This window comes from Maribellus comscasis (assembly GCF_009762775.1).
GTDB classification, from domain to species: domain Bacteria; phylum Bacteroidota; class Bacteroidia; order Bacteroidales; family Prolixibacteraceae; genus Draconibacterium; species Draconibacterium comscasis.
The window spans coordinates 4,610,925-4,635,885 of the sequence record NZ_CP046401.1 but is presented as its reverse complement, the minus strand read 5'-3'; the positions used below and the strand labels follow the sequence as shown (position 1 = coordinate 4,635,885).

24 protein-coding genes and 1 tRNA gene are annotated in these 24,961 nt (G+C 37.7%); 20 read left to right on the top strand and 5 right to left on the bottom strand.

Annotation, left to right across the window (positions count from 1 at the left end):
• Positions 1-2 precede the first annotated feature (2 nt).
• From GM418_RS18500 to GM418_RS18445, 12 genes are all read left to right on the top strand, one after another.
• Positions 3-908, top strand: coding sequence for a DMT family transporter (locus GM418_RS18500; protein ID WP_158868729.1), 906 nt, complete (start codon positions 3-5; stop codon positions 906-908).
• A gap of 74 nt (positions 909-982) precedes the next feature.
• Positions 983-1,996 carry a phosphotriesterase family protein gene (locus tag GM418_RS18495; protein WP_217447515.1) on the top strand — a complete coding sequence of 338 codons (1,014 nt, stop codon included), beginning with the start codon at positions 983-985 and terminating at the stop codon, positions 1,994-1,996.
• A gap of 246 nt (positions 1,997-2,242) precedes the next feature.
• Positions 2,243-3,103: a universal stress protein gene (locus tag GM418_RS18490; protein WP_158868728.1), complete on the top strand. Its 861-nt coding sequence runs from the start codon at positions 2,243-2,245 to the stop codon at positions 3,101-3,103.
• Positions 3,100-3,744, top strand: a complete 645-nt coding sequence (locus GM418_RS18485) for a DivIVA domain-containing protein (RefSeq protein WP_281350298.1) — start codon at positions 3,100-3,102, stop codon at positions 3,742-3,744. Before GM418_RS18490 ends, GM418_RS18485 begins: the two co-directional genes overlap by 4 nt.
• Before the next feature lie 98 nt (positions 3,745-3,842).
• Positions 3,843-4,688 (top strand): DUF2764 family protein, encoded by an 846-nt coding sequence (locus GM418_RS18480; protein ID WP_158868726.1) that lies wholly within the window; start codon positions 3,843-3,845, stop codon positions 4,686-4,688.
• Between the two features lie 5 nt (positions 4,689-4,693).
• A complete protein-coding gene (locus tag GM418_RS18475) occupies positions 4,694-6,466 on the top strand; it encodes a V-type ATP synthase subunit A (protein ID WP_158868725.1) in 1,773 nt (590 codons plus the stop codon).
• 12 nt (positions 6,467-6,478) lie between these two features.
• Positions 6,479-7,816: a V-type ATP synthase subunit B gene (locus GM418_RS18470; RefSeq protein WP_158868724.1), complete on the top strand. Its 1,338-nt coding sequence runs from the start codon at positions 6,479-6,481 to the stop codon at positions 7,814-7,816.
• 5 nt (positions 7,817-7,821) lie between these two features.
• Positions 7,822-8,940: a universal stress protein gene (locus GM418_RS18465; protein WP_158868723.1), complete on the top strand. Its 1,119-nt coding sequence runs from the start codon at positions 7,822-7,824 to the stop codon at positions 8,938-8,940.
• Between the two features lie 15 nt (positions 8,941-8,955).
• The gene (locus GM418_RS18460; RefSeq protein WP_158868722.1) at positions 8,956-9,558 is read left to right on the top strand and encodes a V-type ATP synthase subunit D; all 603 of its coding nucleotides are present in this window, start codon (positions 8,956-8,958) and stop codon (positions 9,556-9,558) included.
• Between the two features lie 11 nt (positions 9,559-9,569).
• Positions 9,570-11,351 carry a V-type ATP synthase subunit I gene (locus GM418_RS18455; protein WP_158868721.1) on the top strand — a complete coding sequence of 594 codons (1,782 nt, stop codon included), beginning with the start codon at positions 9,570-9,572 and terminating at the stop codon, positions 11,349-11,351.
• 40 nt (positions 11,352-11,391) lie between these two features.
• Positions 11,392-11,847, top strand: coding sequence for a V-type ATP synthase subunit K (locus GM418_RS18450; RefSeq protein WP_158868720.1), 456 nt, complete (start codon positions 11,392-11,394; stop codon positions 11,845-11,847).
• Positions 11,848-11,972: 125 nt separating this feature from the next.
• On the top strand, positions 11,973-13,145 hold the full coding sequence (locus GM418_RS18445; RefSeq protein WP_158868719.1) for a M14 family zinc carboxypeptidase: 1,173 nt from the start codon (positions 11,973-11,975) through the stop codon (positions 13,143-13,145).
• On the opposite strand, the gene GM418_RS18440 is transcribed toward GM418_RS18445, so the two are convergent.
• Together GM418_RS18440 and GM418_RS18435 are read right to left on the bottom strand one after the other, a co-directional pair.
• A complete protein-coding gene (locus GM418_RS18440) occupies positions 13,131-16,262 on the bottom strand; it encodes a CHAT domain-containing protein (protein WP_158868718.1) in 3,132 nt (1,043 codons plus the stop codon). The two genes, GM418_RS18445 and GM418_RS18440, sit on opposite strands and share 15 nt — an antisense overlap.
• Complete coding sequence (locus GM418_RS18435) at positions 16,262-17,047, bottom strand: hypothetical protein (RefSeq protein ID WP_158868717.1); 786 nt, start codon at positions 17,045-17,047, stop codon at positions 16,262-16,264. Before GM418_RS18435 ends, GM418_RS18440 begins: the two co-directional genes overlap by 1 nt.
• A 168-nt stretch (positions 17,048-17,215) precedes the next feature.
• Between GM418_RS18435 and GM418_RS18430 the strand changes: the two genes are divergently transcribed.
• Both GM418_RS18430 and GM418_RS18425 read left to right on the top strand, forming a co-directional pair.
• Complete coding sequence (locus GM418_RS18430) at positions 17,216-18,382, top strand: CHASE2 domain-containing protein (protein ID WP_158868716.1); 1,167 nt, start codon at positions 17,216-17,218, stop codon at positions 18,380-18,382.
• Positions 18,379-19,170 (top strand): hypothetical protein, encoded by a 792-nt coding sequence (locus GM418_RS18425; protein WP_158868715.1) that lies wholly within the window; start codon positions 18,379-18,381, stop codon positions 19,168-19,170. Before GM418_RS18430 ends, GM418_RS18425 begins: the two co-directional genes overlap by 4 nt.
• 1 nt (position 19,171) lies before the next feature.
• Here GM418_RS18425 and GM418_RS18420 read toward each other — a convergent pair whose 3' ends face one another.
• Positions 19,172-19,663, bottom strand: coding sequence for a DUF7004 family protein (locus GM418_RS18420; protein ID WP_158868714.1), 492 nt, complete (start codon positions 19,661-19,663; stop codon positions 19,172-19,174).
• A 199-nt stretch (positions 19,664-19,862) separates the two neighbouring features.
• Here GM418_RS18420 and GM418_RS18415 point away from each other — a divergent pair, with 199 nt between their 5' ends.
• The 3 genes from GM418_RS18415 (at position 19,863) to GM418_RS18405 (ending at position 21,529) form a co-directional block, all read left to right on the top strand.
• On the top strand, positions 19,863-20,330 hold the full coding sequence (locus GM418_RS18415; RefSeq protein ID WP_158868713.1) for a DUF4405 domain-containing protein: 468 nt from the start codon (positions 19,863-19,865) through the stop codon (positions 20,328-20,330).
• Positions 20,306-20,752 (top strand): hypothetical protein, encoded by a 447-nt coding sequence (locus GM418_RS18410; protein WP_158868712.1) that lies wholly within the window; start codon positions 20,306-20,308, stop codon positions 20,750-20,752. Before GM418_RS18415 ends, GM418_RS18410 begins: the two co-directional genes overlap by 25 nt.
• A gap of 111 nt (positions 20,753-20,863) precedes the next feature.
• A complete protein-coding gene (locus GM418_RS18405; RefSeq protein WP_158868711.1) occupies positions 20,864-21,529 on the top strand; it encodes an O-methyltransferase in 666 nt (221 codons plus the stop codon).
• A 17-nt stretch (positions 21,530-21,546) separates the two neighbouring features.
• Here GM418_RS18405 and GM418_RS18400 read toward each other — a convergent pair whose 3' ends face one another.
• Positions 21,547-22,770 carry a transaldolase family protein gene (locus tag GM418_RS18400; protein WP_158868710.1) on the bottom strand — a complete coding sequence of 408 codons (1,224 nt, stop codon included), beginning with the start codon at positions 22,768-22,770 and terminating at the stop codon, positions 21,547-21,549.
• Positions 22,771-23,180: 410 nt separating this feature from the next.
• Here GM418_RS18400 and GM418_RS18395 point away from each other — a divergent pair, with 410 nt between their 5' ends.
• From GM418_RS18395 to GM418_RS18385, 3 genes are all read left to right on the top strand, one after another.
• A complete protein-coding gene (locus GM418_RS18395; RefSeq protein ID WP_158868709.1) occupies positions 23,181-23,774 on the top strand; it encodes a hypothetical protein in 594 nt (197 codons plus the stop codon).
• A 62-nt stretch (positions 23,775-23,836) separates the two neighbouring features.
• On the top strand, positions 23,837-24,169 hold the full coding sequence (locus GM418_RS18390; protein WP_158868708.1) for a PadR family transcriptional regulator: 333 nt from the start codon (positions 23,837-23,839) through the stop codon (positions 24,167-24,169).
• Between the two features lie 22 nt (positions 24,170-24,191).
• On the top strand, positions 24,192-24,818 hold the full coding sequence (locus GM418_RS18385) for a PspC domain-containing protein (protein WP_158868707.1): 627 nt from the start codon (positions 24,192-24,194) through the stop codon (positions 24,816-24,818).
• Between the two features lie 57 nt (positions 24,819-24,875).
• On the opposite strand, the gene GM418_RS18380 is transcribed toward GM418_RS18385, so the two are convergent.
• Positions 24,876-24,957 (bottom strand) — tRNA-Tyr (locus GM418_RS18380).
• Between the last annotated feature and the right edge of the window lie 4 nt (positions 24,958-24,961).

Genomic DNA, 24,961 nt, shown 5'->3' with positions numbered 1-24,961 from the left:
ATATGCAAAACTATACCAAAGGAATAATTTATGCTTCAACCACTGCTTTCTTTTGGGGATTTCTGGCGATCGCCTTAAAAGTAGCTACACGGGAAGTTGAACCGGCTACCATCGTTTGGTTCCGTTTTTCCGTGGCTTTTATTATGCTTTCCGTTTGGCAGATATTCCAGAATCCTTCCTCCTTCCGGATTCTGAAACGCCCTCCCCTTCTTCTGATACTGGCCGGAATCGGACTCTCCTGGAATTATATGGGATATATGTTGGGAATCCACTACACCACTCCAAGCAATGCACAACTTTTTATTCAAACCGGCCCGATTATTCTTGCGGTTGCCGGTCTTGTTTTTTTTAAGGAAAAACTTAAACGAAATCAAATCATTGGATTTTCTGTAGCTATTATTGGTTTTTCTTTTTTTTACCGCGACCAGTTGTCTGCCTTTTTTGAAAGTCAGGAAAAATATAACCTTGGAGTATTATTCACCATCTCAGGAGCCATTGCCTGGTCAACTTATGCTATTTCTCAAAAAAAACTGGTAATCAGGCATTCTGCGGAAAGTTTAAATCTTTTCCTGTTTGGTTTTCCTGCTTTGATTTATATCCCTTTTATTGACTTAACACCGCTCTTTCATTTACATTGGACATGGTGGCTTCTAATGGTTTTCCTGGGAGCAAATACTTTTATTGCATACTCTTGTCTGGCGTTGGCACTAAAATATCTCGAAGCCAATAAAGTAAGTATTATCATCATTGTAAACCCGATGATCACTTTTATAACCATGGGGATTTTGACTGAAATGGATGTCAGCTGGGTAGCGCATGAACGTTTCTCAATAATTACTATTTTGGGAGCAGCATTGGTTTTTGCTGGAGCGATACTTGTTGTCTGGAGGAAAAGAAAAAAGATTTAATCGTTCTTATATTTTCTTTACCTATTTCCCGAATGAACATGTTTTTGTAAATTGGAAAAAATTTCAGGCAATTTATGATGAAAAATACCAATTTCCTTTATCTGTTTGTTTCAGCTATATTTTTGCTGTCGTGTAACAGCAAGGAGTCAAAAATTATCACTGTAAGCGGAGAAATTCCGGCGGGAGAAATCGGGAAAACCCTACACCACGAACATATTCTGGTTGATTTTATTGGAGCCGACAGCACCGGATATCACCGCTGGAAAAAAGAGGAGGTCGTTGAAAAAGTACTTCCATATCTTTTGGAAATAAAAAAACTCGGATACAAAACAATAGTTGAATGCACCCCGGCCTATTTGGGGCGCGATCCTGAATTATTAAAAATGCTGGTGGAGAAATCAGGTTTGCAGATCATTACCAACACCGGATACTACAGTGCCGTTGGTGCAAAATATATTCCCGAACACGGTTTTACAGAAACAGCAGAACAACTTGCTGAACGCTGGATTGAAGAGGCAAAAAACGGAATTGAAGGAACCGGAGTTTACCCGGGTTTTATTAAAATTGCCGTTGAACGGGCATCCCTGGAAGAAATAAACCGCAAGGTAGTTGAAGCTGCCTGTATTACACATAAAGCGACCGGACTAACAATTATGTCACATACAGGATTGGCCGTCCCTGCATTTCAGGAATTGGAAATCCTGAAAAACTATGGCGTTCATCCTTCTGCATTTATCTGGACACATGCACATAACGAACGCGATTTAAGCAAACCAATTGAAGCTGCGCAAATGGGAGCCTGGATTGGATATGACAATTTCACACCGGAAAAACTGGACCGATTTGTAAATTTTGCTCTTCAAATGAAAAAAGAAGGATTACTTCATAAACTGCTTTTCTCTCACGATGCAGGATGGTATCGTCCGGGAGAGCCCGGTGGTGGAAATTTCAGAGGATACACCGAAATAGAAGAATACCTGATTCCTGCGTTGGAAAAAAATGGTCTGTCACAACAAGACATTTATCAAATTTTTACACTTAACCCAGTGGAGGCATTTAAAATACAAGTTCGACCCGTTCAATCATGAATCTGTCAAAAAATCCAATCAAAAAATCAAAACGCAAACTAAAAATAATAATTTCCACACTTCGATATTGATATTCTTTATTCACAAAGTGAAGTGACTCAACTATTTTTGTCAAAATTATAATGCTTTTTGAACCTTTTTTGTAAACCCTTGAATACTTTTTCCGTATCATATGTTAATTAAAAAATTTGAGCAACTAACCATTTTCCTACGATCACTGTTGTTCAATCCTAAAAAATCGGGGCTATGAATCAAATGTCAAACAGTATACTGGCATACATCCCTCAAAATTCAAACGCAAAATCCGTTTTAAAACAATTTCTGCGCTTTCACAAGCCATTGAAGATGCGAATATTCTTCTTGAATATTCTTGAAAGATCATCGTTCCTTACCATGGGACTTCAGCCCAAAAAGAAGGATTCAATAAAAGATCATGCAAAACAAAATCTAATCGATTTTCTGAAAAAAACGACAAAAAAGGAACTGCCGGATGAATTTATTCCGCGTATAAAAATGGGAGAAAAATTATCCACCTTAATAAAAGAATCAAAAAATGGGGGATACGATTTTATTGCTCTTGACAAAAATGACAGCGGACTCAAAAATACAATGATAAACAAACTCATTATTCGCTCACATTGTCCGGTTTTACTTCTCAACAAAAAGACCTCATTAAAAAAGATTAAAACAATTGTCGTCCCAATCGATATTTCGCAAACCACAACGAAAAGACTATTTTGGGCTACTTTTTTTGCAAAAAAATGGAAAGCCAAAGTCAAAATTGTTTCGGCCTTAAACATCGATATCAACGAAGGCAGGAGTTTGGCCCGAAAAAATGCTGATCACCTGAAAGAGATGTTAAACAAACGTGGTGTGGAGTGTGAAGTTGAAATTTTAAAGGTACACAACCAACTCAAGCACAAAGTAATTCTCGATTATATTACGGAAGAAAATCCTGATTTGATCATCATACGAACACACCAGGAATCTATTTTTGCCGACCGGCGCATCGGTCAGTTTGTTACTCAAATCGTGTACGGCTGTGAAATGCCGGTTTTTACGGTTGGCCACTCTACACAATCTCTTTCCCTGGATAACATTCGATAAACCATTTAAAAACTTCAACAAAAACCATGACTGATAAATTACAGGAAATAACAGAAAAAATATATAATGAAGGCATTGTAAAAGCCCGGGATGAGGCAGAAAAGATAAAAGAAAACGCAAAGAAAGAGGCCGAAAAAATTATCAATGAAGCCCAGAAAAAAGCCGGAGAAATTCTCGCGAAAGCAAAATCAGACGCAGATGAGCGAAAAAGTAATTCAGAGTCGGAAATGAAGCTGTCTGCACGACAGTTTCTGAGCAAATTAAAACAGCAGGTTACCAATTTAATTTTGGCACAGCAGGTGGATAGCACTGTTCAGGAAACATTTTCTGATAAAACTTTTATTCAAAAAATCATCATAACCATTGTTGAAAAATGGCAGCCCGCTGAAAATGGCGAAATGGATTTAAAAATTATGGTGCCGCAACACGAGCTTAACAGTTTAACCGCCACATTAAACCAGAGGGCTGCAGAAGCAATGAAAAAAGGCCTTGATGTGCAGGTGGATTCAAAGCTAAAAACCGGCTTCAAAATCGGACCAAAAGACGATCGTTTTGTCGTGCGGTTTACCGACCTTGATTTTGAAAACTATTTTAAAACCTATTTAAAAGAGACAACACAAAAATTGTTATTCGAAGATTAGTGAACAATGCTTGACAGCTATCAATAAGACCAGAAAAAGCAACTAGTAAACTGGGTTTTAGATGAGATACTTGTATGGTTACCATTTAAAATTCGACCATGTTTAAAAAAAATTATTACTGTTTGATTGCCGGACTGCCCGATTTGTTTTTTGATGAACTCAAATCAGAAATTACTCCTGTATCATTTCGCAGGATATTAAAAAATGATCTTATTCCGGCTGATTTTGAATTTGTAAGGATGCTGTTTTATCCTGACGACAATGACAACCTGCTTAACCAGATTTTTGATTCCGGCGCTACTTTTAACTGTTCAGGGAATTTCGCAAAAAAATTTCTTGACGAACAAATTGAAAATCCCACTGAAATTCCGGAATACATGATTCAGTTTTTAAAATGGATAAAAAATAAAGACATAAAACAACATCATCTTCTTGCTGAAAATAAACTCCATACACTCTTTAATGAATATGCAGTCAAAATCAAAAACCGCTTTTTGAGAGATTGGTTTTTGTTCGACCTGAAGATCAACAACCTCATTACTGCATTTCATTGTCTCTCTTATAAATATGAAATGTCCGAGCACCTGATTCATACTGAGGAAACCAATGTAATGAATTCGCTTTTACTGGAAAACCGACTAAAACCGGAATATTTTGATGATGAAATTCCTTTTGCATCTGAAATTATCAGGGTGATTGAAACCGATATGAAAATGATTGAAAAAGAAAAAAACATCGATAAAATAAAGTGGAACTACCTCGATGAGCAGACTTTCTTTTTCTATTTCACCATTGAAAAAATACTGAGCTATACGATTAAACTAAAAATGATTGAACGCTGGACAAAACTGGATAAAAAAACGGGCAAAGAACTGCTTGAAAAATTGTTGACCGAACTAAAAACAAGTTATGTATTTCCGGAAGAATTTAGCGTTGCAAAATAAAACACATGAGTACAAAGGGAAAAATAACCGGAATAATCTCCAACCTGGTTATGGTTGAATGCGACGGACCGGTATCGCAAAATGAAATCTGTTTTATCATTCACTCTGAAGTAAGACTGATGGCAGAGGTTATCAGAATAGGAGGGAAAACAGCCTATGTACAGGTCTTTGAAACCACTCGCGGCTTGAAAACCGGCACCATAGTTGAATTTACAGGGCACATGCTGGAAGCCACACTGGGGCCGGGAATTTTATCAAAAAACTTCGACGGGTTGATGCACGACCTCGATAAAATGACCGGTATTTTTCTTCAAAAAGGAGATTATACACCTGCGCTGGAAGACGATAAATTGTGGAAATTTAAACCACTCGCAAAACCCGGTGATGAAGTCCTTGCCGGCTCATGGCTTGGAGAAGTAAGCGAAAACTGGATTCCGCATAAAATTATGGTTCCCTTTATTTTAAAGGGAACGTTAACTGTAACAGATGTGGTTTCTGAGGGTGAATATAAAATCAACGACACCATTGCCATTTTAACCGATTCTGAAAATCAGGAACATAAAGTGACCATGGTACAAAAATGGCCGGTTAAAATTCCCATAAAAGCTTACAAGGAAAAACCGCGTCCATTTGATTTTATGGAAACCGGCATCCGGGTAATCGACAGTCTGAACCCAATTGTTGAAGGGGGAACCGGATTTATTCCCGGACCTTTTGGAACCGGCAAAACGGTGCTGCAACATGCGCTTTCAAAACAGGCTGAAGCTGACATGATTGTGCTTGCTGCCTGCGGAGAACGTGCCAACGAAGTAGTTGAGATTTTTACTGAGTTTCCTGAACTGGATGACCCCAGATCGGGAAGAAAACTGATGGAACGAACAACCATTGTTGCCAACACATCGAACATGCCGGTGGCGGCACGCGAGGCGTCGGTTTACACGGCAATGACCATTTCTGAATACTATCGTTCTATGGGATTAAAAGTCTTGTTGCTGGCCGACTCCACGTCGCGCTGGGCACAAGCGTTGCGCGAAATGTCGAACCGCATGGAGGAATTGCCCGGGCCCGATGCCTTCCCAATGGATTTGCCTGCAATTATTTCAAACTTTTATGCCCGTGCCGGATTTGTTTATCTCAACAACGGAAAAACTGGCTCGGTAACATTTATCGGAACAGTTTCACCTGCCGGTGGAAATTTAAAGGAACCGGTAACCGAATCTACCAAAAAGGCAGCCCGTTGTTTTTATGCTTTGTCGCAAACGCGTGCCGACAGTAAACGTTACCCCGCCATCGATGCAGTTGACAGTTATTCGAAATACCTGGAATATCCCGAATTTCTGGAATTCATGAAAAAAAATATCTCGCCTAAATGGGTGGATAACATTATCCTGGCAAAAAACATCCTCATCAGAGGGCGTGAAACATATGAGCAGATTAATATTCTTGGCGACGATGGTGTTCCCATCAATTATCACGTTATTTTCTGGAAATCAGAGGTAATCGATTTTGTTATTCTGCAACAGGATGCTTTTGACAAAGTAGATGCATCAACCCCAATCAAACGCCAAAGATACATGATGGACAAAGTGCTGGAAGTGTATCATACTGATTTTCATTTTGATTCATTTGAAGATGTAAGTCCCTATTTCAAAAAAATAATAAACGTATTCAAGCAGATGAATTACTCGGAATTTGAAAGCGACGATTTCAAAAAATACGAAAACGAGTTGCAGGAAATTATTCAAGAGAGAAAAAAAGAAAAAGCAGAAATCAACTAACCGGAATAAAGAATGGAAACCACTGCATTTCAGAAAATATATACAAAAATTGAACAGGTTACCAAGGCAACAATTGCACTTCACGCTTCAGGTGTGGGCAACGAAGAAATGGCGGTTGTTAACGACCGTTTGGCGCAGGTAGTTAAAATTGAAAAAGATTTAATTACCCTCCAGGTTTTTTCAGGTACAGAAGGAATACCAACCAATGCAGAAGTGGTTTTTCTTGGGCATGCGCCACAACTTTCGGTTAGCGACGAATTAGGCGGGCGCTTTTTTAATGCTTACGGACAACCAATTGATGGTGGTCCGGAAGTAGACGGTAAAAAAGTGGAAATCGGAGGTCCTTCGGTAAACCCTGTACGACGCGAACAACCTTCGGAACTAATTACTACCGGAATTGCCGGTATCGATCTGAACAACACCCTGGTTACCGGGCAAAAAATACCGTTCTTTGCCGACCCCGACCAGCCTTATAATCAGGTGATGGCAATGGTGGCCTTGCGGGCAAAAGCCGACAAAATTATTCTGGGTGGAATGGGTATTACCAACGACGACTACCTCTTTTTCAAAAATGTGTTTGAAAGCGCCGGCGCTATCGAACGAATCATCAGTTTTGTAAATACCACGGAAAATCCCCCGGTTGAGCGTCTGCTGGTTCCGGATATGGCTTTAACTGCTGCCGAATATTTTGCTGCCGAAAAAAACCAAAACGTGCTGGTTCTTTTAACCGATATGACCCTGTTTGCCGATGCGCTGAGTATTGTCTCAAACCGAATGGATCAAATTCCTTCAAAAGATAGTATGCCCGGCTCGTTATACAGCGATTTGGCTCGTTTATACGAAAAAGCAGTGCAGTTTCCAAGTGGTGGTTCAATTACCATTATTGCAGTTACTACACTATCGGGCGGAGACATTACACACGCCATTCCCGACAATACCGGATACATTACCGAAGGACAGTTATTTCTCCGGAAAGACACTGATATAGGGAAAGTTATTGTTGACCCCTTCCGAAGTTTATCGCGCTTAAAACAGCTGGTGATAGGCAAAAAAACGCGGGAAGACCACCCGCAGGTTATGAACACGGCAATCCGACTTTTTGCCGATGCAGCCAACGCAAAAACAAAAATTGAAAATGGCTTTGATCTGACCGATTACGACAAACGAACCATGAGTTTTGCCAAAGAGTATTCCGAAAAATTACTCGCTATCGACATCAACATTGAAATTGAAAAAATGATTGATACCGGCTGGAAGTTATTCAATAAATACTTTTCTGTGGCAGAAATCGGAATTAAGTCTGAATTTGTAGAGAAATACGGGAGAAGTATAGAAAATCAAAAAAATTAAATGTCATGGAAAATCAACTGGTTACTATCCTCCGAATAACAAAGCCGCAAGTTGGAAGTTTTGTAAAAAGAAGGTTCGAATCAGAAGGAATTGAATGCTTTTTTACCAATGAAGGTTTGAAAATGGGTGGCGTTTACAATCCTGATGAAGTTCTGCTAAAAGTGAAAGCCGGAAAATCAGAAAAAGCCATTAAGCTGCTTTTGAATATGCATAAGGAATATGATCTGGACACCTTATCGGAAGACGCATCATACGCGCAAATGAAAAAAATTCTTTTGCCGGTTAAAATGAGCGAGGGTTGTCTGGAGCTATGTAAATTTGCTATTTCAGTAGCTCAAAAAAACAACGCCGAAATAAAGCTTTTGTATGTTTATGAAGATCCTACCATTCACGATTCAGCCAAACACACGGTTTCCTGGGAAAAACATGTAAAAATGGAACTTCAGGAAGCTCACAAAAAAGCGCAACTCAAACTGGTAAATTTTAGCCTCGAAATCAAAAAAATTGTCCCTAATGATCTCCTGAGATCTGTAAATCTGCACTACCGGATGTTAAAAGGAATTCCGGAACATGTAGTTGTGGATGCCGCAGAAAGATATCAGCCTGACATTATTTTAATGGGCAGCAAGGGAGAATATGAAAAAGCAAATGAATTCCAGGGAAAAACGATTGCTAAAGTAATTGAACATTCCAACTTCCCGGTATTGGTCGTTCCGCCAAAAGCTGATTTTGAGGGCAAAGATAAAATCAATGTAATGTATGCTACAGACTTTTATGATTCAGATAATTCATCGCTGAATAAGTTGTTGGCGATATTGCAGGCTTTTGATAAACAAATCTATTGCGTACACATCGATTTAAACGATGACTCGCACCACCAGGAAAAAGTTAATGAGTTAAATAAATTGCTGGCCCGCGATTACAGCGTTCATAACATTAAATGTGTGCTATTTGAAAGCGACAATGTGGTTAAAGGACTTGAAACTTTTGCTGAATCAAATGACATTGACGTCATATCATTTTCAAAAATGAAGCGCTCGTCTTTTTATAAAATGTTTCATTCAAGCCTTTTGGAGAGAATTGTCTTAGTTGAAAATATTCCAATACTAATATTTCCGGTGTAACTAAATTATAAACCATTGCCTTTAAAATTTCAATATAACAAAACGGCGTTGCAACAACTGAATAAGCAGCTTAATATCAGACTGCGTGCACTTCCCACTTTAAAAAACAAAGAAGCCGCACTTCGTATGGAAGTAAAAAAAGCCAAAGATAAAATTCATGAACTGGAAAAAAAGCTAAGTTCTGAACTTACAAAAGAGTCCGAATCAGTTGGTCTGTGGAATGAATTTCAGCCAAATTTGGTTGATGTTGGCGATGTAAAAATCTCAACAAAAAAAATTGCCGGAGTTAAAATACCGGTTTTTGAAAAAATCGCATTTAACGAAAAAGAATTCAGCATTTTTGAAAACCCGAAATGGTTTTCCTACGGGATTTCAATTGTAAAAAACCTTGCCGGAATTGGAACCGAACGGGAATTTTATATACGAAAAATGACTTTGCTTGACTATGCCCGAAAAAAAACCACACAAAAAGTCAACCTGTATGAAAAAGTACAAATTCCGGAATATAAAGATGCAATCCGAAAAATAAAACGCTTTCTGGAAGATGAAGAAAATCTATCAAAGTCAGCACAAAAAATTGTAAAAAAACGACAGCAAAAACAACGAAAGGCGCACTAATGATTGTTCCAATGTACAAATATTATTTCCTGGTGTTTTATAAAGAATACAATCAATTTCTTGAGAATATTCAAAAACTGGGAGTGATTCATGTGATTGAAAAGAAAGTCAAACTCACCAGCGAAATCAAAGAAAAATACGGCACCATTGAGCAACTGGAAAAAATCATCGATTTTCTGGAAAAACGGGAAATAAAACAGTTGGAAGATCTGCGTTTGGAATCAGATGGAATAAACATTATGAACAACGTTTTCCGCAAACAAAAGGAACTGGAAATACTGGAACAAGAGCTTGAGGAAGAAAAAAAAGAACTAAAAAAGGCAAAACCGTGGGGCGATTTTTCGCACGAAATCCTTGGGAAACTCAAAAAAGAAAATTTGTTTGTCCGTTTTTTTATTGGTACAAAAAAGAAATACAACGAATGCCTGGAAAAAGGGAATATTGTCGAGATTATTTCTGAAACGGAAAACCAGGTATTTTTTATTGTCCTGTTAAAAGACGACGAAAAAGCAGAATACGAACTGGATGAAGTTGATCCTCCAAAAATATCGTACCCAAACATAAAAATTAAGTGTGACGAGCTGGAAGAGGAAATCGAAACCATCAACCGGCAACTGGATGAAATTGCTGCAAGAGATATTCCATCTATGGAAAAAACAAGGATGGAAATTATGGAATCGCTGCGCTTTGAAAAAGTAAAACTTAACACGGCCAAAGAAGCTGATGAAAAGCTAATGATTCTGGAAGGCTGGATACCTTCAATAAAAAAACAACTTATTGATGATTTTCTGGAACAAAACAGCGTTCATTTTTATTTCAGAAGGGCGATGCCTGATGACAACATCCCGGTACTTCTGAAAAATAACCGATTCAGTAAACTTTTTGAGCCTATTGGTAATATGTTTTCGCTGCCCGATTACCACGAAATGGATTTAACCGTATTTTTTGCTCCGTTTTTTATGTTGTTTTTTGGCTTCTGCCTTGGCGATGCAGGATATGGATTGTTGTTTATTGTTGGCGCAGGAATATATAAACTAAAAGCCAACAAACAGGTAAAACCCTATTTGTCACTCATCCAGTTTTTAGGTTTGGCGACGGTAATTTTTGGAACCGTTTCAGGAACTTTTTTTGGCATAAACCTTATTCAAACCGAAGTTGACTGGCTGGAAGATTTTAAACGCTTCTTTTTAGATCCAAATAAGATGTTCAACCTGGCACTGGTTCTTGGCGCAATACAAATCATTTTTGGGTTATTTATAAAAGCAGCCAACCAAACCAAACAATTTGGATTTCCCTATGCACTTTCTACCGTTGGCTGGCTTATTGTTCTGCTGGGAAGTGTTATTTACTATTTGCTGATAAATTTAAACGCAATTTCTCCAAACTCTGTGATTTTATACATCGTCCTTTCGGCCGGCGGATTTTTCATCCTGTTTTTCAGCGATCCGAAAGCAAACATTTTTTCTCGTGTTGGCTCAGGAATCTGGGATGTATATTCAACGGTTACCGGAATTTTTGGCGATTTACTTTCCTACATCAGACTCTTTGCGCTTGGATTATCAAGTGCCATTTTGGGCTTTGTAATTAACGACATCGCCCTGCAAATATTAGGATCTTCAAAAATTCTGGGGCCTGTTTTTTTTGCGATATTCCTGTTACTGGGGCATACTTTGAATATCCTGATTTCATCACTTGGTTCGTTTGTCCACCCCATGCGACTAACCTTTGTTGAGTTTTATAAAAATGCCGGTTTTAAAGGCGGAGGAGAAGAATATAAACCATTTTCGAAATAAAAAAACATAAACAAATAAAACAATTGAAAGGAGATAAATTATGACAACTGCAGTTATTTTGGCTTACATCGGGCTGGCAATTATGCTCATTTTCTCAGGAATTGGAAGCGCGGTTGGTGTATCAAAAGGCGGAAATGCAACCGTCGGTGCGCTCAAAAAAAAGCCCGATAAATTCGGAAGTTATTTGTTGTTAAGCGCTCTCCCCGGAACACAAGGCTTGTATGGTTTTGCAGGATTCTTTATTATCAACAGCCAGGGAATCATTTCAGATGAAATGAGCATGTTACAGGGAGTCGCTATTCTGGCAGCCGGTTTTACCCTTGGATTTGTAGGATTCTTTTCAGCACTAAATCAGGGCGATGTCACATCAAACGGAATTGCCGGAATTGGATCAGGGCACGATATTTTTGGAAAAACCATGGTACTGGCTGTTTTCCCGGAACTGTACGCGATTATTGCGTTTGCAGCGACTTTCCTCATCAGTATGAGTCTGTAAAGGAAAAAGCACCTCCCAAACAAATCAAAACTAATTTGCACTGGAACAACAAAATAGTGTAATTTTATAATGATTACTGGTTTTGAGTAATCATCTTTTATTACAAATCTAAATCCGGCGAAACCATGGTGTACGTTTTCAGATTAATTTTGCTCCTTGTTGCGATTATATTTTTTAGTGAGGAATCTTTTGCGCAGATAAAAATTGAAGCTGGCGATCCGCCAAACAATTCTGATATTCCCGCCTTTTTCAAATCAAAAGTTTCTGAAATTCAGAATGAAATTGGCAATATTAGGTCGGGTGAAGTTGAAACCACAGCTGTTTCACCCGGCGGCCTGCCTGTATACGCTGTATATTATGGTGAAAAGGAAGATCTAAAATCGCATGCAAATTATAATTCAGCGGTTGCAGCCCGCAACCCGGCTTTTTATGCTCAGAAAGACAGCATAAGCAAACCCGTTGTATTTTTTGTTGGACCGGTTCACGGGCATGAAGTAGAAGGAATGGCCGGGTTAATTAACCTTATCCATATCGCCGAAACCGGAAAAGATTACAGAGGAAAAGACTGGTCGGCACTAAAAAAGAAAATCGAACAATGCCGAACCATTATTATTCCATGTGGAAACCCTGATGGAAGAAAACGATGCCCTTACGACAGTTTTATAGGGCTTCCAACAAAGATAATGACTAAATACGGACAGGGAACACACAAAGACGGAACTTCGTGGGGATGGCCACATGCAAAATCGCTTCATCCAATGAAAGGAGACGTCGGAATCTTAGGAGCCTATTTTAACGACAACGGAATTAATATCATGCAGGACGAATATTTTAATCCGATGGCGAAAGAAACCAAAGCGATTTTGGAAATTGCACGAAAAGAAGCTCCTGACTTAACCGTTTCGCTGCACTCACATGAGAATCGGCCGGTAGTTTTGCAACCTGCCTATTTGCCCCTGTTTATGAAAGAACGTGTGTATGACTTGGCACTTCGCGTAAACAACAGATATAAAAAGAATAACCTGGCTCACTGGCCCGACAACTGGTTCTGGTCGCCTGAGCCGGATGATAAAAAATTTCCTCCATCAAAAACATTTAATCTTATTTCTGCTCTTCATCATATTTCCGGAACCATGGCATTTACTTTTGAATGCAGTCACGGATCTGTTTCTGAAAATTCTCCTGAGCCTGTTGTCACGTATGACAATATTTTGGACATTCAATTGTTGTTATATGACGAAATGTTCAATTATATTCTGGAAAAAAGATTGTTATGGCAAAAGTCAGCTCCCGATTAAAATGAATGGAGCCCAGTAGTATGGGTGACTGTAACGACTGTTCTTAACCAGCTTCAGTTTTGCAGCATGTAACGACTCAGAAATATTCATCGCCCGTTCAATAATTCCATCGTAAAAAGGAACCATCATTTCTGACGTGGAGGTGTCATCTACTTTCCAAAGTGAAAGCAACAGATTTTTTGCTCCCGAATAAAGAAAAGCTCTCGAAAACCCCAGCATTCCTTCTCCTTCGGCAATTTTCCCCAAACCTGTTTCACATGCTGAAAGCGTAATTAACTCGGCATCAAACTGCAGGTTGTATATTTCTCCTGTGTATAAAATATTCTCTGAATTGTGCTCTAAACCAGGAGCGAAAAATAAGCCGGAAAGATCGGGATTGTTTTTATCAATAAATCCATGCGTCGCAATATGAATAAACTTAAAATCCCGAAGATTTTGTTGCTTGATTTGCTCTTTAGATGACTGCGAATTGACAAAAACTTTGGAAGGCAAATGATTATAATAAAATAAGGAATCGATTTTCAGAATTTCCTGTTCGGAAGCCTGAAGCGGTGCTAACCATAATTCATTTAATTTTGTTTGATAAGTCCGGAGCATATTTTCATTTTGCAAATCGGCCTCTGCCAACCCGGATTCCACCCGACTTTTAAATACAGGTGCAAAGGCAAGAAAAGAATCCTCCCTGCCATTCAGATCGTTTTCTGAATTTAACTTCAACCAAATTGCAAGCGAAGGAGAATAACTGATTTCAATTTTATTTAAAAGATAAGGCCAGGACTCAGGCTTTGTTCCGGGATAGACAGTGTCTGTAAGCAATGCTTCAAAAGGTAAAACAGTGAGCGCTCCGTCAGGAATCACTATCATTTTTTTATAATTTCCGGCAACAATGTCATCCGGAATTAAAAGTGAAAAAAGTTGATGTGCTTTTTCAAGATAAATATCATTTAGCTTTAAGGTAATTCCTTTTCTCATCCCGGTTAAAAGATCATCAAAACCAGATACAGGAATCTTTTCCAGTTTACTCCGGTTTTTTGCTATTTGCATTCGGAAAAATGCGTGTTCTGAAACAAAAAAGGATAACACGATAGTTTCATCATCCAGCCTTTCTATAATTTCTTTTAACCCGGGAATCGCATTTTTATTCCTCAAATTATAATATTCCGGATAACTCCTTTCGAGGTATTCAACCAGATTTTTATACTCTTCTTTGCTTGCAAATAGTTTTTCCTGAATATTTCTCTTTTCCAAACTATCCTCTTCCAATTCAGCCTGAAGCGCTAAAAAATTTATGCGCCCTAACATCACCTCTTCATGATTTAGAGTCGAATCCGGAATCCCGGCATATCTCTTTTCACTCTTTTCCGAAATAGAATTTAACAAAACCAGGTTTTTACTCTTTTCAATGTATTTAAAAGATGTTTCAAAGTTTGCAGCATCTTGTTGCTCGGTATGATGAATAAAAGATTCCAAAACCGCTTCAGTTAAGTTTTTTGCATTGCGGGCCATGTTAATTTTATCATCTTTATCAAACAAAAAATTTCGCTGAACGGCCAAAATAGAATCGGCAATTTGAAAACTAGCCATCGATTTTTTACAAACCGACTCTCCTGTGTTCCCTGATTCTGAAGAAAGTTCTCCCTGTAAAAGATAACTTTCAAAAAGAATAGACGGGTCTAAACAGGCTTCATAAATGTTGTCCGGGTTCTCTTCTTCATTCAAATTGGCAGATATGGATTTTTTAACCATCTGCCCGGCAAGCGTGTAATCACCGCTTGTGAAATAAATCTCAGCCAGTTTATTATATGAGTTTGCCAAAACCGGATGCCTCCCCTTAAAAAGTTGAGAGAGACCAATGGTTGCTTTATCATAATTGTAAATAGCAGAGTCTGTTCTATTTAAAAAAGAATATGTTTCTGCAATATTGCTTAATGTGTTGAGATATTTTTCTGAGTTTTCCAGTCCGTTGTCCCTGTAAATTTTTGAAGCAAGTTTTAAATAGTGTAGTGAGATTTCCGGCTGCTTGTGATTTTTATAAACCAGCCCCAGATTGTTGTATAACGGAGCTACTTCAATCGCTTGTTTTCCATAAATATTTGCCATGATTTCAACAGCCTTTTCAGTGGCTTTTAACTCGTTGTCAAAATCACCAAGCTCCTCATATACATTAGCAAGATTTTGATAGACTTTGCCGTTCTTCTCATTTCCCGGTCCAAAAATATCGGTGTAAATCGCCAGTGATTTCTGAAAATACCGGTATGATTCAACATTTGCTTTCAGAAGATTGTAAACAGCCCCCATATTTAAGTATAAATCAGCCAGCTTTCCCAGCTCACTTATTTCCTGCAAAATGCTTTCAGCTTTTTCATAATAATCGAGAGCTCCCCTGTAATTTCCCAACATGGTCTGAATCTCGCCCGCATTCATATAGTTCAGATATACCGAAGGATCGCGGGTCTCCATTTTAATTTCAATCGCTTTGTTATAATACAAAATTGCCTTATCAAAATCACCCAGATCGCTATATATCAAACCAATATTGTTAACAACACCCCCCACCTGCGGATGTTTGGGACCAAGTTCTTCTATTCTGATTTTTTCTGCTTTTTTCAGTAGTTCAATAGCTGAATCAAAATCTCCGTATTTTCGTTTTATCAGTCCTAAAACATTGTAAGAATATCCTACATCAAGCCTTGAAACCGGATACTTTTTCTCGTACAATTCAATAATGAAACGAAAAACTGAGTCTGCTTTTACTATCTGGCTACTAAGGTAATACGAGTATCCAAGTTCAATAAAATACTGACCATACAAATCAGGAGAAATAAAAGGCAGCTTTTTGTCTTTGTTCCTGAATTTGCCAAGTTTTTCGTTTACGTTTTCAGCAAAACCAATTCCTGAAAGTTTATGTGAGAGCTCGAAAATTCGTATATATTCCGCGTTTGTAAAATCTCCCGGATTCCGGGTAGTAAAAATCTGATTATAAAATGAAATAGCCTCATCCCCGTTGTAGCTTTCAACAGCCTGTTCCAATCTGACAAACAATGAATCAGGCTGAGCACGTGAAATAAGTCCGGTTAAACTGAGAGTTAAAATAAGGCTGATACATCTTATTGGCATTATATTTCTTCGATCTTAACGGTTGCTACTTCCTTGGGATCACCCACTTCAAACTGAATTAAATCCTGATTGGCCTGCCGCGTAAACTTACTGCCTACCAATGGAATGACATAAACAGTTTGTGCAGTAACAAATGATTTTGTGGGAGAATTATCGTTTTTATCTTTCGGGTTTAATTCAGCTAAAAATTCTCCTTTTTCATTAAAAATACATACAAAAACATTTCCCCTCTCTGTCTGATGATTGATTCTGATTTCAGCCGTCCGGTTTTCCGAAGCTTCCACCCGGAGAAACTGCTGCGCCGCATAATTTACAGCCGAAGGGTCCGTAAAAAGTTCATCTCCCGAGATACTAAATTTTACCGGCGGACGAATATATCTTCCGACACTTATGGCTGAAGCCGTTCCATTGTTTCTAAAAACCAAAACCTCTGCACTGTTAAAATCTCCTTCACCCCCGTTTTGTCCGAATTTATACCTGTTCCCATCTTCCGATAACAAAACCTCGTACAACGCCGGAACAGCAAATAAATAAAACGGATTTCCACGACCGTTGGTAAAAGTTTGTCCGGTATTCATTCTCCGCACAGCACTTCTGTCCGTTGACATCAAAATAATCCCGGGAATTTTTGATGCAACATCTACACTTAAATTCCCGCTTCTGCCGGGCTCCCTGAAATAATAATATTTGTTATTATCAAAACGAAGTTGCTGTAAATCCTGCTGAGCAAAAGAACAGACAGACAGAAAAATCAAACCAATAACAAAAGAAGGAAACTTTTTCATGTTGGATTTTTTAGATTTATTATTTTTTATCTTTTATCAAACAACATTTCCGATATTTTATTTGTTCACCTAAAAAAATGATTTTAAGAACCTTGCATGCCCTTATTTAAGAATATAAAATCTCTTTTTAGAAACTATTTTGTAAAATATAAAATATGGTTAATAAGTTTGGCACACAGCTTTGTCTTACTTTCCCTGGGTTATATTTGGCTGGGAATGACGTATACTTTTGGCGATGAAGCTTTTTTAATTAAATGGACGGCATTGATAAAAAAAGACATTTTAAATTTCGATCCCAAACCACTGCCATCAGAAGTTCTGTTTATAAATACGTCGCAAAGTAAAGTTGAAATTGAGATAAATCGCGATCCACTGGCAATTCAACCCGAAGAAATTGAAATTACTGACAGAAAACAACTCTCAGAACTTGTTTCATTAATAGAGCCTTACAAAGATGATGTACAACTTGTGGTTCTGGATTTGATTTTTGATTTGCCTTCGGAAGACGATTCTCTTCTCCAGACCCGGCTTGACAAAATGGGAAACAAAATTTTAGGGGCAGTTCATATAAATAAAAATAAAGAAATCCCTGAGTCTGTGCTTGATTTACCGGTTGCTCTGGCGACCTATCGTTCAGCTGAGGGAATGTTTTTTAAATACCCAATTGTTTACAACGAGCAAAAAACACTGCCTGCAATTATGTACGAAAAAATTTCTGGTAATACTATTTCAAAAAAAGGAATGTTTTTTCGTGACGGAAACAAAATAAGTCTGAAAGCTCCCATAACAGATTTTAAAGTAAGAATGACCGACTTCAAACTGGGCAAAAACCTGGATGAATCTAATTTTGCGCTACATCATATGGGTACAATAACGGAGTTGGGAAAATTTATGGAGCCCAAAGATTTGAAAAAAATGTTTGCCGGTAAAATTATAATGATTGGAGATTTTGACAACGACACGCATAAAACCGCTTTTGGAATTATGCCGGGCATGCTCATTGTTTTTAATGCTTATCTTACACTTTTAAATAACGACAACATTATTACGCTTGGCTGGCTGCTGCTAATTGTTATCGGGTTTACCTGGATTTCCCACAGAATTTTGACGGGAAAAGGCTTTAATTTACTGGATTTGCTTAAAAATAAATTTCGCTCCGGTTGGATACATTTTATTATTGATTCACTCGATGAGCTGTTTTTTTTGTCAATATTAACCATTTTGTCGTATCTTTTTTTCAACATTCACATCAACATCCTGGTACTTTTTGTGTACCTGAAGCTTGTTGAATTTGGAATTGACATTGTTAAGAACAGGTATAAAATAGAGGTATGAAAACACTAACTGCACTGCTGCTTTTGTTAATCATTTTTTCCCTTCCACCTGCTGAAAATTTCTATGTTGTAAAGGTTGTTGGTGAAGTTTTGTGTAATAACAAAACGCTAAAAACCGGCGATAAACTTACCGAAGAGAATATTCTTCATTTTTCGGGGAAAGAAGATAAAATTTATCTGCTTTCGCCAAACGATGGCTACTTCCTGCTCTCTCCCGGCGACCAGGAAAAGGAATCAAAAAAATGGGTGGTTGCCTTAAAAAAAGCTGTTATTCCACAAAATAAATATTACATGACTGCTACGCGCAGTTCAAACAATTTTTCTTCGTTTGAGGATGTTTACGATTTGATGGGCTTTTTTAGAGAAAAGGTTTTGATTGTTAATGAAATGCCATTTTTATATAACACGGAAAAAATACCCCTGGATGAAAAAAATTATTTGTTGTTCTCCGATTTAAAGGGGAACAAAAAAGTAAATCTCAAAATTGATAATAATTCATTTTCAATAGCCGGAGATTACAACGATGACACATTCCAACTGACGTATATAACTTCGGCGGAGAAGAAAGAAATTGGCACTTTTAGTCTCACGACCAAATCGAGAAAAGCAATTTCTGAAGAACTGGCTGTTTTTTTTAATAATCAAAGCGGAAAAAATTCCTCTGCCGTCTATTTTGAACAAATTGTTCCATACATTTCAGAAGCCTACGGGAACACCAATATGGAAGTAATCAAAAACATTATTGATAAAGATCTTCGTGTAAAAGTTGCCAAAACCAATCTGCCGTGAATTAGAAACCTTTTGCCCGCATCAAGCGGTCGAGAGCCTGCCATTTCACCCCTTTACTAAAGTTGGCTGCAACTTCCGGTTCAAGGTTATCGATAAGTAAATGGTGCATTCCCAGCCGTTTGATTCTTTTCTTCAGGACAGCTTTTTCTTTGTTCTCCTCTGCTACCATTCCGGCATACAACACATTAAACCAAATTTCAATTTCGAGTCGGTCGCTACCGTGGTTGTAATATTGACTAATTTTAGTAATTTGTTTAAAAATATGTTTGTCGAGCTGTGCTGTTGTTTTATCAAAAATCAAAACAAAATCATCATAGATTTTTTGATTGCCATATTTTTTTCCCAACTTTTTCAGCCGCCTGAAATATCTTTCATCGGTTGGGGCAAACCTCTCCCCTCCGGGCTTTGTAAGGTAAACACACCAGTCGTCAAAACTTCCGGAATTAAATTCTATAAATCCGCCATTACTAAATGTATTTAATTTTCGGGGCATATTTTTATATATTAAGCGACAATTGTTCCCTAAAAATCAATATTAAAAGTAAACAAAAGCTACTAATAATTTCAAACAGTACAACTCATTTTTCAACTGGTACTGACTCAAAACAAAATATGCATCAATTTTAGTCTAAAAACGTTTTTAAACTTATCCTTCGCAATTGAATCTAACCAGCAAATACAATTAAAGAACAATGACGAAGAAAATTAAATTCATTTTAAATGTTTCGCTGACAGCAGTCATGTTGTTACTAATGGATCCAAGATCATTTTATGGACTTGTATTTCATGAATGGGCGGGTTTAATAATTGGTTTATTCTTTTTGCTTCATAAGGCGTTAAACTGGACCTGGATAAAAAAGGTTACCATGGGTTTTATAAGACGATGTCCCCGAAGAGCCCGGTTAAATTATGTGTTGGATATTTTTCTTCTCATGGGGATGTTTTTAATGATTTTTAGTGGAATTGCCATTGCCAAAACAATTGATTTTTCGTGGCTCAACCTGGGAGGCTCCCATATGTTTTGGCGTGTAATGCACACCAGCTCATCTTATATTACACTGGCGCTTTTTGGAATTCATCTTGGTTTACACTGGAAATGGGTAGTTCAAAGATTTAACTTTAAAAAAGACAAAAAATGGCAAAAAGAATTAGCATCATAATCATCAATTTGGGAATCGTTGTTTGGGGGATAATTGGTTTTAACCATTTGAATTACTGGGAAAGAAGTGCCCGTATTTTTCAAGTAAACAGTGAACAAAACTTCAGGCGAGGTTTTGACCGGGGCAGACCAGGTTTTGAAGACCGGAGCAGCTGGGACAGGTCGACTCTGACAGAGAGACCTGATTTATTAAATCTGTCGGACAGCATCGCTCAGCAAAGCGCAGATGTCGTTCAAAGAAATCGTGAAAGCATCCGTGAAAGAAACTCTGAAGACCGGAGTTACGGCCGCAGAGGCTTTCACAGCAGACAAAAAATACAACTAAGAAATGTAGTGTGGTTTCTGGCTGTATTTTGCTTATTTACTGTTGGAACCATTTATACCGATAAAACAATACGGGCTTTCAGAAAAAAAGAAAAGTAAAAGACACAATTATTCTTTTATATTTCAAACACTTAAACCTTTTTATTATTCAATTTGTCTTATTATACGATAACCAGAGCAAAACAAATAACAAACCATAAAAATATATCTATGAAAACGAAAATTCGACTTCACTATCATCTGGTTTTGTCGGTAATATGCGTACTGTTTATCAACCAGGCAGTTTTTTCACAAAATTTGAATGAGAATCCGGAACTGGATAAAAAAGTAAAAGCTTTTCTGTCGGATAAGCGATACTCGTGGAGAGATATGAATGTACCAGCGTCTGACGGCCAGTTACTGTTTGATATTATTGTAGAAAACGGTTATAAAAATGCGGTTGAGATTGGCACTTCAACCGGACACTCGGGGGTTTGGATTGCATGGGCATTAAGTAAAACCGGGGGTAAATTAATTACTTTTGAAATTGACGAACAGCGACATAAGGAAGCGCTCGCTAACTTTAAAGAAGCCGGTGTTGCTGAATATGTGGATGCCCGTTTAGGCGACGCACACAAGCTGATACCTCAACTAAAAGGCCCCATCGATTTTGTTTTTAGTGATGCTGACAAAACATGGTACAAAAATTATTTTGTAGATATTGCGCCCAAAATGAAAGTTGGTGGTTGTTTTACTGCCCACAATATTACACAGGGAAGAAGAATGTCAGGCATCGGTGAATTTGTGGAATATATTGAGTCGCTCTCCAATTTTGAAACAACTTATAACAACAAAGGAGGCGGTGTTTCAATCAGTTACAAAACAAACAAAAATTAGATCACAAAATCCGGACACTAATCTTTTATTATTCTTTCAATTCTGGTGTCCAGCTCTTTTTGATCGGCGGTGAAACTAGCGAGTCCGGCTAAATTCAGCAAAGTATCGATGGCAAGTTCACCAAATTTTATTCTTTCTGCCCAACGCTCGTGTTTTGGGATTTTACCGTCAGATGAAATAAACTCCAAATCCTCTTTGTTTAGCCTGGGGAACATATCACCGCAACCGGCAGCATGCGCTCTTTCAACCAATTCATCTCCTGTTTCCGGACAATTTTTATCCAATTCCTTTGCCAGTTCAACTTCTTTTGAGGATACTTCCCACAATTTTTCAGGGAAATATTGCGGCGCTTTTTTATTTAAATCAACCGGATAAACTTTGTTTAATTTTGATTCAAATTTTCCATCCAGTTTTTCTCTTCCCTCACCGGCCACTTTTGTTGGCATGGTAAACACATTTACTCCGGCCAGGTCAACCAACTGCTCATAGTTTCTCATACTGGCGGCGATCAATTTGGTAGGTTTGGAATTATCCCGCGAAAGTTCAGTAACCCATCGTTGGGTTGAAATAACGGTTCGCTCTCCTGCCCCGGAACCGTCACCTAAACCATTGTTTTTAATGTAAGCCCCGATTCTTCCCAGAAAAACATTTAAATAATCAGGTTTGGTAACAGCTGCCACCATTACGTTTTGCCGGGCCGAAAATTCAAGTGTAAAATTGATTCTCACTCCTTTCTCCTTCAATTTACGGGCGGCTATCAAACCGGTTGCCGTGTAAGGAACTTTTACAATAAATTGTTTTGGATTGATTTCAAAATATCTTAAACCGTAATCAATAATTGCATCTTTATCGTGTGCGGTGTCGGTATGCAATTCAACACTCACAAAGCCGCCAAACTTTTTTGCGAGACGCAATCCATGCCGGGCGTTGAGAATAAATGCAATTTCAACGATCTGTTGTTTTAAAGGAAGCGATCTTACAATTTCTTTAGCCTCAGAAATAAAGGAATCATAAATTCCCTTTTGTATTTCTTTATTTACCAAGGTGTTGTTGGTGGTCAGGGCAGTCATTTCCGCTGTCCATATTCTTTCGGCTTCATCCACGTCACCAGTGTCGAGCCATAATTCGGTTCCCACGTTTCGCAACGCTTTCCAAAATGTATCCTCTTTAGCAACTATCGGTTTATCTTCAACTCCTTTTAAAATAAATGCTTTTATTTTCTCTTTTAAAACCTTATCCATAATCTTTTTTTTACTGTCTTATACTTACTTAAATAGTAAAACTTCAAAAATTGTTTAAGCATACATCGGCTTTTAACAGAAAATAATTAATACAATTTCTATCATTTTTCCCGAACAATTAGTAGCACCTCTAAAAACATGATAAAAATCATATAAAATTAAATCGCTGATTATGAGAATTATATACACGAAAAACAAAACATTTTTAAAAAATTATAGTACTTTGTATTGCATAGTTCTATTTTTTATTCATATATTTGTATTACAATAATCCATTTTAAGAATGGTAGCAGACAAAAAAAAGTTCTATACAAAGTGTAACATAAAACAAAAAAGAGCGTCATAAGATTGAAAGTTTGAAAAACAGAAAACAGAATAATAACAGAAAACAAAAAACAGGAGACAAAGTCATGAAAACAAAAAACAATGTTCAGAAAGCAATTACAAAAACGTTAGCAGCAGGAATGAGCTTAGTACTGATAAGTATTACAGTAAATGCGCAGGATTTTTGGAGGTCGTTATTTGAAAACAGTAGTTTTAATACCATTGCAACAGCCATGGTAGATAACAATCCAAAAGCAATGAAAACTGAAACACATGCTTCTTCAGCAGCTGACTTTTCAGCCATTTATACAGAAACAGAAGAAGCTTTGGAACTGGAAAACTGGATGACCGATGAAGGTAGTTTTGAAAGTACATTCAATTTTGAGAATGAAGTGGAAGCTCCGCTTAATCTGGAAGATTGGATGACAAGCACAAACTCTTTCAACAAAACCAGTTTTGCTATGGAAGTAGAGGTTGAGGAAGCACTCGAACTCGAAAACTGGATGATTGACGAAACTAATTTTGAAAATTCATCTATCGAATTTATTAAAGAAACGGAAAAACCATTGGAACTCGAAAACTGGATGTTGGAGGAATACAATTTCGACACAATTGAAACAGAGGAACAACCACTCGAACTGGAAAGCTGGATGATATCTGATAAAAACTGGGTTGCTTAAAACAACCCGGCCCCCAGGTTTTGGTATCAGAAAAATTATTAACAATTTAAAAAGACAGCGCCATGAAAATAGAAAACACAAAAGCACAAATGAGAAAGGGAGTTCTCGAATACTGTATTCTTCTGATACTGGACGGTGAACCTTTATATGCCACTAACATATTACAGGGATTAAAAGAAGCCAAAATGATAGTTGTGGAAGGAACACTTTATCCGCTATTGACCCGGCTAAAAAACGACGGGTTACTAAAATACAAATGGGAAGAATCAACACAGGGTCCGCCAAGAAAATATTACGAACTGACAGACAGCGGAAAAAAATTCCTGAAAGAACTGGAAGGTTCATGGGACGAACTGGTTAACGCAGTTGGGTCCGTAAAACAAAACAGAGCATAAAAAAACAAAAAACAATACACAAATGAAAAAGACATACACAATTCACCTTAGCGCTACGGTTTTTTATATTGAAGACGATGCTTACGAAGAACTGCAAAAATATCTTATCAGTTTAAAAAAATATTTTGGCGACAGCGAGGAAGGAAGAGAAATTATAGCAGACATTGAATTCAGGATAGCCGAAATATTTACTTCAAAAATTACTGAAGAAAAAAAAGTGGTTACAATGGATTGGGTTAATGAAGTTGTGGAAATGATGGGAACACCTGAAACATTTAACGAAGCCGGAGATAACGAAGAACCTTTTGGTGAAAAAAGCAGACGAAAAAGAAGGCTTTACCGTGATCCTGAACATAAGGTTTTAGGAGGTGTTTGTGGTGGGTTAGCAGCTTATTTCGACATCGACCCGGTAGTTATGCGATTGATAATGGTTCTGCTGTTCTTCTTTACAGGGATAGCACTATTTGTTTACCTTATTTTATGGATTGTTGTACCTAAAGCTGTAAACGCAGCACAGCGTCTTGAGATGCGCGGTGAAGACGTAACCGTAAAAAATATAGAGAAATTTATAAAAGAAGAGGTAGACTCGGTAAAAGAAAGCTACAACAAATTCAAAAAAGAGGGATTTTTCTCTAAAAGCAAAGCATAATCTTTTCTATCATCGTAAAAAAAGGGAATCATTAAAAAATGATTCCCTTTTTAATTGTGGGGAGAGCAGGATTCGAACCTACGAAGGCTTTGCCAACAGATTTACAGTCTGCCCCGTTTGACCGCTTCGGTATCTCCCCTAAA

What these genes read in the sequence shown, in the direction of transcription:
- GM418_RS18500 (WP_158868729.1), top strand. Translation starts at nt 3, where the DNA reads ATGCAAAACTATACCAAAGGAATAATTTATGCTTCAACCACTGCTTTC.
- GM418_RS18495 (WP_217447515.1), top strand. Translation starts at nt 983, where the DNA reads ATGATGAAAAATACCAATTTCCTTTATCTGTTTGTTTCAGCTATATTT.
- GM418_RS18490 (WP_158868728.1), top strand. Translation starts at nt 2,243, where the DNA reads ATGAATCAAATGTCAAACAGTATACTGGCATACATCCCTCAAAATTCA.
- GM418_RS18480 (WP_158868726.1), top strand. Translation starts at nt 3,843, where the DNA reads ATGTTTAAAAAAAATTATTACTGTTTGATTGCCGGACTGCCCGATTTG.
- GM418_RS18475 (WP_158868725.1), top strand. Translation starts at nt 4,694, where the DNA reads ATGAGTACAAAGGGAAAAATAACCGGAATAATCTCCAACCTGGTTATG.
- GM418_RS18470 (WP_158868724.1), top strand. Translation starts at nt 6,479, where the DNA reads ATGGAAACCACTGCATTTCAGAAAATATATACAAAAATTGAACAGGTT.
- GM418_RS18465 (WP_158868723.1), top strand. Translation starts at nt 7,822, where the DNA reads ATGGAAAATCAACTGGTTACTATCCTCCGAATAACAAAGCCGCAAGTT.
- GM418_RS18455 (WP_158868721.1), top strand. Translation starts at nt 9,570, where the DNA reads ATGTACAAATATTATTTCCTGGTGTTTTATAAAGAATACAATCAATTT.
- GM418_RS18450 (WP_158868720.1), top strand. Translation starts at nt 11,392, where the DNA reads ATGACAACTGCAGTTATTTTGGCTTACATCGGGCTGGCAATTATGCTC.
- GM418_RS18445 (WP_158868719.1), top strand. Translation starts at nt 11,973, where the DNA reads ATGGTGTACGTTTTCAGATTAATTTTGCTCCTTGTTGCGATTATATTT.
- GM418_RS18440 (WP_158868718.1), bottom strand. Translation starts at nt 16,262, where the DNA reads ATGCCAATAAGATGTATCAGCCTTATTTTAACTCTCAGTTTAACCGGA.
- GM418_RS18435 (WP_158868717.1), bottom strand. Translation starts at nt 17,047, where the DNA reads ATGAAAAAGTTTCCTTCTTTTGTTATTGGTTTGATTTTTCTGTCTGTC.
- GM418_RS18425 (WP_158868715.1), top strand. Translation starts at nt 18,379, where the DNA reads ATGAAAACACTAACTGCACTGCTGCTTTTGTTAATCATTTTTTCCCTT.
- GM418_RS18420 (WP_158868714.1), bottom strand. Translation starts at nt 19,663, where the DNA reads ATGCCCCGAAAATTAAATACATTTAGTAATGGCGGATTTATAGAATTT.
- GM418_RS18415 (WP_158868713.1), top strand. Translation starts at nt 19,863, where the DNA reads ATGACGAAGAAAATTAAATTCATTTTAAATGTTTCGCTGACAGCAGTC.
- GM418_RS18410 (WP_158868712.1), top strand. Translation starts at nt 20,306, where the DNA reads ATGGCAAAAAGAATTAGCATCATAATCATCAATTTGGGAATCGTTGTT.
- GM418_RS18405 (WP_158868711.1), top strand. Translation starts at nt 20,864, where the DNA reads ATGAAAACGAAAATTCGACTTCACTATCATCTGGTTTTGTCGGTAATA.
- GM418_RS18400 (WP_158868710.1), bottom strand. Translation starts at nt 22,770, where the DNA reads ATGGATAAGGTTTTAAAAGAGAAAATAAAAGCATTTATTTTAAAAGGA.
- GM418_RS18395 (WP_158868709.1), top strand. Translation starts at nt 23,181, where the DNA reads ATGAAAACAAAAAACAATGTTCAGAAAGCAATTACAAAAACGTTAGCA.
- GM418_RS18390 (WP_158868708.1), top strand. Translation starts at nt 23,837, where the DNA reads ATGAAAATAGAAAACACAAAAGCACAAATGAGAAAGGGAGTTCTCGAA.
- GM418_RS18385 (WP_158868707.1), top strand. Translation starts at nt 24,192, where the DNA reads ATGAAAAAGACATACACAATTCACCTTAGCGCTACGGTTTTTTATATT.